We start from the raw sequence: 9,469 nt of genomic DNA, 5'->3' as shown, positions 1-9,469 counted from the left end.
GTACATGCGAAGGCCGGCCGATCAGCGTCACGGCGTGGCCGGCACGGGCCAGCATGCCGCCGTAGAAGCAGCCGACGGCGCCGGCGCCCATCACGGCAAACTTCAGTGGCGGGGAGGGGGGGTGGACGGTCATGCGCCCATTGTAGGGAAGCCGTTCCGGCCGCCTCAGCGGGCGTATTCCTGCAGGACCAGCGCCCGGCCTTGGCGGGCGGCGTAGTCCAGGGCGCCCTGGGTGGTGGCGAAGCGCGGCTCGAGGCGGAAAATCCGGTCATGGGTGCCGGTGCCCCGGCCGCTGCGGATGGAGATGCTGGGGGCGTAGTCGCCGGATTCGGTCTTCCGGCTCAAAGGTGAGACAAGAAACTTGCCCATCGAGAATGGCTTGGTCATGGGGAGAAACAACAGAACGGCGCGCCCGCATGGCTGCCAGGCGCGCAAAGGCAAAAAGCCGGAAGCCGGCCACGACGGCACAGAGGCCAGACGAATGCCGGAAAGAGAAGGGGATCCTGGGGTTCAGGAGCCGGTGTGATGCGCGCCGGGGGGAGAACGTATGACCTTTGACGAGGCCGGTTTCATCGACCTCTCAAGGTGGGGGCGGTGTTGAGGGAACCGCAGACCGTGTCAGACAACAGTCGGTGCAAAGGCGCGCAAGCTGCACCGACAGCGCGTATTGTACCCGAAGGCCAGGTTTCAGGCCGTGTCCATGCCGAACAGACGGGCCAGTTGCCCGTCGTCCACGCCGGCCACCTCCACCCGCTTGGTGCGGCCGGAGGTGCCCAGCTCAATGGTGACGGCCGACTTGGGGACCTTGCACAGATCGGCCAGGAAAGCGATCAGGGCCTTGTTGGCCGCACCATCGACGGGCGGCGCCTTGAGCTGGATCTTGGGTTTGCCATCGTGCAGGCCCACGAGCTGGGTCTGCTTCGCACCGGGCTGGCAGTAGACGACGATTTTTCCCATGGTGCGGGCAAGGGCGCGTCAGCTCTTCTTGACGAACTCGGACTTGAGCTGCATGGCGCCGAAGCCGTCGATCTTGCAGTCGATGTCGTGGTCGCCGTCGACCAGGCGGATGTTCTTGACCTTGGTGCCGACCTTGATGACGGCGGACGAGCCTTTGAGCTTGAGGTCCTTGATCAGGGTGACGCTGTCGCCGTCGGCCAGCAGATTGCCGAAGGCGTCTTTCCATACCCTGGCTTCTTCGGCCGGTTCGTCAGCGCCGGTCTTGCTCCATTCGTGGGCGCATTCGGGGCAGATGTACAGCTCACCGTCCTCGTAGGTGAACTCGGACTGGCATTGGGGGCAGGGGGGCAAAGTGCTCATGGCGGCAATGGTAACGGGTCCACCCGGCCGGTCATCTGGCCGGGTGCCCGATCGCTGCCGTCAGCCGCAGGTGCGCAGCACCTCTTCGGCCGTCGCCGGCGCGTTCATCGCCTCGGGCCGGCCGCCGGCCTGGGCCACGGCATCACGCAGTGCCTCGTACACGCTGATCGCCAGCATGAAGGGCGGCTCACCCACGGCCTTGCTGCCGTGCACGTTGTCCTCGCGGTTGGCCTCGGGCCACAGCGTCACGTGGAAGTGCGCCGGCACGTCACCGGTGGCGGGGATCTTGTAGGTGCTGGGCGCGTGCGTGAGCAGCCTGCCGTGCTCGTTCCAGACCAGTTGCTCGGTCGTCAGCCAGCCCATGCCCTGGATGAAGCCGCCCTCGATCTGGCCGATGTCGATGGCCGGGTTGATGCTGCGGCCCACGTCGTGCAGGATGTCCACCCTGAGCACGCGGTACTCGCCGGTGAGCGTGTCGATGGCCACCTCGGTGCAGGCCGCGCCGTAGGCGAAGTAGTAGAACGGGCGCCCCAGCATGGTGACCTTGTCGTAGTGGATCTTGGGCGTGCGGTAGAAGCCGTCGCTCCAGAGCTGGATGCGGTTGCCGTAGGCCGCGCCCACCACCTCTTCCCAGGGTCGGGTACCGTGGGGGCTGATCACCCGGCCGCCCTCGAAGCGCACCGCGCCCGCGCCACAGCCGTCCAGGCCGGCGACGAAGGCCGCCAGGTTCTGGCGGATCTGGCGCGCGGCGTACTGGGCGGCGCGGCCGTTCAGGTCGGTGCCGCTGGAGGCGGCGGTGGCGCTGGCGTTGGGCACCTTGCCGGTGTTGCTGGCGGTGCAGCACACGCGCTCGAAGGGCACGCCCAGCTCGTCCGCCACGATGGCCGCCACCTTGGTGTTCAGGCCCTGGCCCATCTCGGTGCCGCCATGGTTCACCTGCACGCTGCCATCGGTGTACACGTGCACCAGCGCGCCGGCCTGGTTGAACAGCGTGGCGGTGAAGCTGATGCCGAACTTCACCGGCGTCAGCGCGATGCCGCGCTTGATCACCGGGCTGCTCGCGTTCCATTCGGCGATCTGCGCGTGCCGCTCGCGGTAGCGCGCATCCCCGGCCAGCGTGGTCATCAGCGGCTCCAGGATGTTGTCTTCCACCGTCATCTGGTAGTGGGTGACGTTGCGCTCGTCGATGCCGTAGAGGTTGGCCAGCCGCACGTCCAGCGGGTCGCGTCCGAGGTGGCGCGCGATGTCGCCCATGATGCGCTCGATGGCGATCACCCCCTGCGGGCCGCCGAAGCCGCGGAAGGCCGTGTGGCTCTGCTGGTTGGTCTTGCAGCGGTACGAGTGGATGGCCACATCCTCCAGGTAGTAGGCATTGTCGATGTGGAACACCGCCCGGTCGGCCACCGGGCCCGAGAGGTCGGCCGAGAAGCCGCAGTTGGCCAGCATGTCCACCGTCAGGCCGCACAGCCGTCCCGTGTCGTCGAAGCCCACCTGGTAGCGGTAGGCGAACGGGTGGCGCTTGCCGGTGATCATGAAGTCGTCGTCGCGGTCCAGCCGCAGTTTCACGGGGCAGTGCAGCTTGTGCGCCGCCACCGCCGCCCAGACGGCCAGGTGCCCGGCCTGGGTCTCCTTGCCGCCAAAGCCGCCGCCCATGCGCCGGCACTCCACCGTCACGGCGTGGCTGGACAGGCCCAGCGCGTGCGCCACCCAGTGCTGCACCTCGCCCGGGTGCTGGGTGCTGCTGTAGATCCACCACTGCTGCTGCTCCAGCGGCAGGACATAGGCGATCTGGCCTTCCAGGTAGAAGTGCTCCTGCCCGCCGACCTCGAACTCGCCTGCGAGCCGGTGCGGCGCGCGGGCCAGGGCCGCCTCGGCGTCGCCACGCACCACATGCACGGGCGGCAGCACGTAGCTGCCGCGCTCGTGCGCCTCCTGCACCGTGAGCACGGGCGGCAGCGGGTCGATGTCCCAGCGCACCAGGCGCGCGGCGCGGCGCGCGGTCATGGCGTCATCGGCCAGGATGAGACCGCCCACCTGCCCGAGGAACTGCACGGTGTCGTCGGCGAACACCGGCTCGTCGTGTCCGAACGCCGCCAGGATGCGGTCGCCGGGGATATCGGCCGCGCTCACGAAGCCGCGCACGCCCGGCACGGCCAGCGCCGCCGAGGCGTCGATGCCGCGCAGCACGCCGTGCGCCACGGGCGAGCACACCGGCGCGCCGTGCAGGGTGCCGCGCACCTCGGGGATGTCATCGATGTAGGTGGCGGCACCGGCCACCTGGGCGCGCGCGCTCTCGTGAAAGCGCGAGACGCCGGCCGCGCGCTCGGGCGTGTTGTCCACCACCAGCTTGAGCTCGGGTGCGTTCATGCCAGGGCCTCCATGTCCTGAAGGTGTTCCAGGTTGATGCCGTGCGCGCCCTGGCTCTCGAGCCAGAAGCGCCGCAGCAGGTTGCCCAGTACCGTCTGGCGGTAGTGGGCGCTGGCGCGCATGTCGGAAATCGGCTGGAACTCGCTGCGCAGCGTGTCCATGGCGGCCATCACGGTGTCCTCGTTCCAGGGCTGGCCCCGCAGGACCGCTTCGGTGCGCCGCGCGCGCGCCGGCGTGGCGGCCACGCCACCGGCTCCGATCGACGCCGCACCGACCCGGCCGTGGTCGATTGCCAGCCGCACCGCCAGGCACACCGCCGAAATGTCGTCGTCGAAGCGCTTGCTGATCTTGTAAACCTTCAGCGTCTCGTCCGGCGTGGGGCGCGGCACCTTGATCCAGGCCAGGATCTCGTCGGGGCGCATGATGCTCGTCCGATAGCCCGTGTACAGGTCTTCCAGCCGCACCTCGCGGTGGGCGATCTCGCCGCCGCCGGCACGGTTTTTCTTCCAGCGCATCAGCACCACGCTGGCGCCCAGGGCGATCAGCAGCGGCATCGAGTCGCCGATGGGTGAGCCGTTGGCCACGTTGCCGCCCAGCGTGCCCGAGTTGCGCACCGGCAGGCCGGCAAAGCGCCGGCTGAAGGACAGCAGTTGCGGCCGTTCGGCCACCAGCGCGGCGAAGGCGTCGCTCAGCGTCACGGCGGCGCCGATGGCGATGTGGTGCGGGTAGCTCTCCACGCGCTGCAGCTCGCGCGCGCCGGTCACGTCCAGCACCTGGCCGAAGCGCCGGTGCTGCTTGGTGACCCACAGCCCCACGTCGGTGCAGCCGGCCACCACCTGTGCCTTGGGGTGGGTGGCGCGGGCGTGCAGCAGGCCGGCCAGGGTGCCCGGCCGCAGGTAGCTGTCACCACGGTGGGCGGCGGCCTGCTTCTTCAGCGCCTTGAGCTGTGCCACGGTGGCGGCCTCGTCCACGGCACAGGCCGGTGGCAGCGGCAGGTCGGCCATGGCCTGGGCGGCGTCGAGGATCGGCCGGTAGCCGGTGCAGCGGCACAGGTTGCCCGACAGGTCGGCCTGCGCGCTCTCGCGGGTGATGCCCTGACCGCCCCGGGTGTTCTGGTACATGCCGAACAGGCTCATCACGAAGCCGGGGGTGCAGAAGCCGCACTGGCTGCCGTGGCAGCGCACCAGTGCCTCCTGGGCCGGGTGCAGGTCACCCGTCGGGGCCGCGAGGTCGGCGGCGGTCCACAGCGCCATGCCGTCCACCGAGTGCGCCAGGCGGATGCAACTGTTGATGGCCTTGTAGCGCAACTGGCCGTTCACTTCCTCGCCAAGCACCACGGTGCAGGCGCCGCAGTCGCCTTCGCCGCAGCCTTCCTTGGTGGCGCTCAGGTGCAGGTCTTCGCGCAGCAGGTCCAGCAGCGTGCGCTCGGGTGCTACATTCGCCAGCGTCACCGCCTGCCCGCGGTGCAGGAATCTCAGGGTTTGTCCGGAGTTTTGGGGCTTCATGCGAGCCAGCATAGCGCCTGGCCCCTGGCACGGCATATGCTCTGCCATATGGCGCCAATGCCGGATTGCCCATTTCGCCATATGGCCCCCGCGTATGAAATATGCCTCCATGTTCGACAAGATCGATCTGCACCTCATCCGCGTGCTGCACATGGTGCTGACCGAGCGCAGCGTCTCGCGCGCCGCCCTGAAGCTGGGCATGTACCAGCCGGCGGTCAGCGCGGCGCTCAAGCGCCTGCGCGAACTGGCGGGTGACCCCTTGCTGGTGCGTTCGGGCGCCGGCATGGTGCCCACGGTCGCGGGGCTGCGCATGATCGAACCGGCGGCCGAGATCCTGCGCAGTGCCGAGGTGCTGTTCTCCGAGGCGCGCAGCTTCGACCCGGCCACCGCCCACCACACCTTCAGCCTGGCCGCCAGCGACTACATGGAGCCGCAATTCCTGCCGCAACTGGTCACGCGCATCAAGGCCCAGGCACCCAACAGCCGCATCGAGATCCATCCCCTGTCGGCCGATGGCGACTACCGGCACCACCTGGCCCAGGGGCGCTACGACGTGGTCATCGGCAACTGGCCCAAGCCGCCCGACGACCTGCACCTGGGACGCCTGTTCGGCGACGAGGTGGTCTGCCTCGTTTCCCGGGAGCACCCGGCCGTGCGCCGCGGCTGGGACGTCGAGGCCTGGCTGGCCGCCGAGCACGTGGCGCCCATGCCCACCCACCCCGGCGCGCGTGGCGTGATCGACGACCATCTGGCGTCCCAGGGGCTGGCGCGCAACATCGCCGTGCGCTGCCCGATATTCGGCCAGATCCCCGCCATGGTGGCCGGCAGCCTGCTGGTGCTGACCACCGGACGCCAGTATTGCGAACACTTTGTGGATCGCCTGCCGGTGCAGGTGCTGGCCTGCCCGGTACCATTCCCGCGCCTGATGTACTACCAGCTCTGGCATGAACGGACGCACGCGGCGGCGGCGGCGCGCTGGCTGAGGGAGCAAATCAAGGGCGTGGCGGCTTCGCTGCGCCGCCCCGAAGCCGATGTCGCGGCGGCCTGAGCATGTGCCCGAGGAGAATCTCTTGACCACACCCCGACTGCAACTGACGGGCATCACCAAGCGCTACCCGGGCGTGGTGGCCAACAGCGATGTCTCGCTGACCGTCGCACCCGGCGAGATCCATGCCGTACTCGGCGAGAACGGTGCCGGCAAATCCACGCTCATGAAGATCATCTACGGATCGGTCAAACCCGACGAGGGCGCGGTCCTGTTCAACGGCCGGCCGGTCCATGTGCGCAACCCGCAGGAGGCGCGCGCGCTGGGCATCAGCATGGTGTTCCAGCACTTCAGCCTGTTCGACACGCTGACGGTGGCCGAGAATGTCTGGCTCGGGCTGGACAAATCGCTCAAGCTGCCCGAGGTGGCCGCCAGCATCGCCGCCAAGGCGGCCGAGTACGGCCTGGACATCGACCCCGACCGCCCGGTGCACACGCTGTCGGTGGGCGAGATGCAGCGCGTGGAGATCATCCGCGCCCTGCTGACCCAGCCGCAGTTGCTGATCCTGGACGAGCCGACCTCGGTGCTCACGCCGCAGGCGGTTGACAAACTGTTCGTCGTGCTGCGCCAGTTGGCGGCGCAGGGTTGCAGCATCCTCTACATCAGCCACAAGCTGCACGAAATCCGCGAACTGTGCACCGCCTGCACCGTGATGCGCGGCGGCAAGGTCACGGGCGAGTGCGACCCGCGCCAGGAAAGCAACGCCTCGCTCTCGCGCCTGATGATCGGTGCCGAGCCGCCGGCCCTGGATGCGCACGAACACCACCCGGGCGCCGAGGTGCTGCAGGTCGGCGGCCTGACCCTGGCCAGCGACGACCCCTTCGGCACCGCCCTGGCCGGCATCACGCTCGCGGTGCGGGCCGGCGAGGTGGTCGGCATTGCCGGCGTGTCCGGCAATGGCCAGAGCGAGTTGCTGCGCGCGCTCTCGGGCGAAGACCGGCGGGCGCCGGCCGGCAGCATCCGGATGGCGGGCCAGGACATCGCCCGCATCAGCCCGGGGCGCCGCCGCGCGCTGGGTCTGCACTTCGTGCCCGAAGAGCGCCTGGGCCGCGGCGCGGTGCCCACGCTGTCGCTGGCGCAGAACCTGCTGCTGACCCGGCGCGATGCCGTCGGGGCCGGCGGCTGGCTGCGGCTGGGCCGGCTCAGGGCCCAGGCCGAGGACATCATCGGACGCTACCAGGTCAAGGCCAACGGCCCGGGGGCGGCGGCCAAGTCACTCTCGGGCGGCAACCTGCAGAAATTCATCGTCGGGCGCGAGATCGAGGCACGGCCACGCCTGCTCATCGTCAGCCAGCCCACCTGGGGGGTCGATGTGGGGGCTGCGGCGCAGATCCGGGGCGAGATCCTGGCCTTGCGCGACGCCGGCTGCGCCGTGCTCGTGGTCAGCGAGGAGCTGGACGAGCTGTTCGAGATCAGCGACCGCCTTTATGTGATCGCCAAGGGGCGCCTGTCGCCCAGCCTGGCCCGCGCCGAGGCCACGGTCGAGCGCATCGGCGAATGGATGTCGGGTCTGTGGGACGGGGCCGGCAACAGCAAGAACAACAACGAGGAGTTCGCCCATGCTGCGGCTTGAAGCCCGACCCCAACCCTCGCGGGCCTGGAGCCTTGCCTCGCCGCTGCTGGCGCTGGTCATCACCGTGCTGATCGGGGTGATCCTGTTCGCGCTGCTGGGCAAGGATCCGGTGCGTGGCCTGCAGGTGTTCTTCTGGGAACCGGTCCGCAACGCCTATGCCGTCTCCGAGCTGATGGTCAAGGCCACACCGCTGCTGATCATCGCGCTCGGGCTGGCGGTGTGTTTCCGCTCCAACGTGTGGAACATCGGCGCCGAGGGCCAGTACCTGATCGGTGCCGTGTTCGCCACCGGCGTGGCGCTCACCGCCACCAAGGACACCGGCCCCTGGATCGTTCCCGCCGTCATCCTGGCCGGCGTGCTCGGCGGCATGTTCTGGGCCGCCATCACGGCGCTGCTGCGCGACCGCTTCAACGCCAACGAAATCCTGGTCAGCCTGATGCTGGTCTACGTGGCCGTGCAGGTGCTCAATTACCTGGTTTACGGCCCGTGGAAGGACCCCATGGGCTACAACTTCCCGCAGACCAAGACCTTCGAGTCGGTGACGCAGATCCCGCGCCTGATGCAGGGCTCGCGCGTCAACATCGGCCTGCTGCTGGCGCTGGCCGGGGTGGTGGCGATCTGGCTGTTCCTGTTCCGCACCTACGCGGGCTATGCCCAGCAGGTGGGCGGCCTGGCGCCGGCGGCGGCGCGCTACGCGGGCTTCTCGTCGCGGCGCGCGCTGTGGGTGGCGCTGCTGACCTCGGGTGGCATGGCCGGCATGGCCGGCGCACTGGAGGTGGCCGGGCCGATCGGCCAGCTCACGCCCTATGTGCCGGCGGGCTACGGCTTCGCGGCGATCATCGTGGCCTTCGTCGGCCGGCTGCACCCGGTGGGCATCGTGTTCTCGGCCATCCTCATGAGCATGTTCTACATCGGTGGCGAGCTGGCGCAGTCGCGCATGGGTCTGCCCAAGTCCATCACCGGCGTGTTCCAGGGTCTGCTGCTGTTCGCGCTGCTGGCCTGCGACACCCTGATCGCCTACCGCGTGAAGTGGGGGAAATAACACCATGGAATCCATTGCCCTGCTCATCGCCGCCTCGCTCAACGCGGGCACCGTGCTGGCCATCGCTTCGCTGGGCCTGTTGATCAACGAAAAGGCCGGGATCGTCAACCTCGGTGCCGAAGGCATGATGCTGTGCGCCGCGCTGGCCGGTTTCGCCACCGTGGTGCACACGGGCAGCACCCTGGCCGGCTTTGCCGCCGGCATGGCCGCGGGTGCCGTGCTGGCCGCCGCCTTCGGCGTGCTCGTGATCTGGCTCAACACCAACCAGTACGCCACCGGTCTGGCGCTGTCGCTGTTCGGTGCCGGGTTTTCGGCCTTTGCCGGCACCGGCTACGTGCAGGAAAAGCTGCCCGAGCAGGCGTCCTTCGCGCTGCCGCTGCTGGGCGATATTCCCTTGCTGGGCCCGGCGCTGTTCCGCCACCACCCCATGGTCTATGTCTGCGTGGGCCTGGTGCTGGCGTTGATGTGGTTCCTCTGGCGTACGCGCGCCGGCCTGGTGCTGCGCAGCGTGGTCGAAAGCCCCGAATCGGCGCACGCCCTGGGCTACCCGGTGCGGCGCATCCGGCTGCTGGCCGTGGTGGCCGGTGGGGCGCTGTGCGGCCTGGCGGGGGCCTACGTGT

Annotated in this window: 10 protein-coding genes; 4 read left to right on the top strand and 6 right to left on the bottom strand. The window is 69.2% G+C overall.

Annotation, left to right across the window (positions count from 1 at the left end):
* The 6 genes from PHQ87_RS11560 to xdhA form a co-directional block, all read right to left on the bottom strand.
* On the bottom strand, positions 1-133 hold a 133-nt coding region (locus tag PHQ87_RS11560; RefSeq protein ID WP_300234304.1), incomplete at its 3' end, for a 2-dehydropantoate 2-reductase N-terminal domain-containing protein.
* A gap of 32 nt (positions 134-165) precedes the next feature.
* Positions 166-387 (bottom strand): hypothetical protein, encoded by a 222-nt coding sequence (locus PHQ87_RS11555; RefSeq protein ID WP_300234301.1) that lies wholly within the window; start codon positions 385-387, stop codon positions 166-168.
* A 300-nt stretch (positions 388-687) separates the two neighbouring features.
* Complete coding sequence (locus PHQ87_RS11550; protein ID WP_300234298.1) at positions 688-957, bottom strand: DUF167 domain-containing protein; 270 nt, start codon at positions 955-957, stop codon at positions 688-690.
* Positions 958-975: 18 nt separating this feature from the next.
* On the bottom strand, positions 976-1,317 hold the full coding sequence (locus tag PHQ87_RS11545) for a zinc ribbon domain-containing protein YjdM (RefSeq protein ID WP_300234295.1): 342 nt from the start codon (positions 1,315-1,317) through the stop codon (positions 976-978).
* Between the two features lie 60 nt (positions 1,318-1,377).
* On the bottom strand, positions 1,378-3,684 hold the full coding sequence (gene xdhB, locus PHQ87_RS11540; protein ID WP_300234292.1) for a xanthine dehydrogenase molybdopterin binding subunit: 2,307 nt from the start codon (positions 3,682-3,684) through the stop codon (positions 1,378-1,380).
* Entirely contained in the window at positions 3,681-5,189 is a 1,509-nt protein-coding gene (xdhA, locus tag PHQ87_RS11535) for a xanthine dehydrogenase small subunit (protein WP_300234289.1), read from the bottom strand. The genes xdhB and xdhA overlap by 4 nt, the downstream gene beginning before the upstream one ends.
* A gap of 94 nt (positions 5,190-5,283) precedes the next feature.
* Here xdhA and PHQ87_RS11530 point away from each other — a divergent pair, with 94 nt between their 5' ends.
* From PHQ87_RS11530 to PHQ87_RS11515, 4 genes are all read left to right on the top strand, one after another.
* The gene (locus PHQ87_RS11530; RefSeq protein ID WP_300234286.1) at positions 5,284-6,237 is read left to right on the top strand and encodes a LysR family transcriptional regulator; all 954 of its coding nucleotides are present in this window, start codon (positions 5,284-5,286) and stop codon (positions 6,235-6,237) included.
* Positions 6,238-6,259: 22 nt separating this feature from the next.
* Positions 6,260-7,807, top strand: coding sequence for an ABC transporter ATP-binding protein (locus PHQ87_RS11525; RefSeq protein WP_300234283.1), 1,548 nt, complete (start codon positions 6,260-6,262; stop codon positions 7,805-7,807).
* Positions 7,794-8,849 (top strand): ABC transporter permease, encoded by a 1,056-nt coding sequence (locus PHQ87_RS11520; RefSeq protein WP_300234280.1) that lies wholly within the window; start codon positions 7,794-7,796, stop codon positions 8,847-8,849. The genes PHQ87_RS11525 and PHQ87_RS11520 overlap by 14 nt, the downstream gene beginning before the upstream one ends.
* A gap of 4 nt (positions 8,850-8,853) precedes the next feature.
* Positions 8,854-9,469: ABC transporter permease (locus PHQ87_RS11515; RefSeq protein ID WP_300234277.1), on the top strand; the 616-nt coding region annotated here is incomplete at its 3' end.

The sequence above is a fragment of the Hydrogenophaga sp. genome (genome assembly GCF_028698005.1).
Classification (GTDB): Bacteria; Pseudomonadota; Gammaproteobacteria; order Burkholderiales; family Burkholderiaceae_C; genus Hydrogenophaga.
This window is presented reverse-complemented; position numbering and strand designations above follow the sequence as displayed.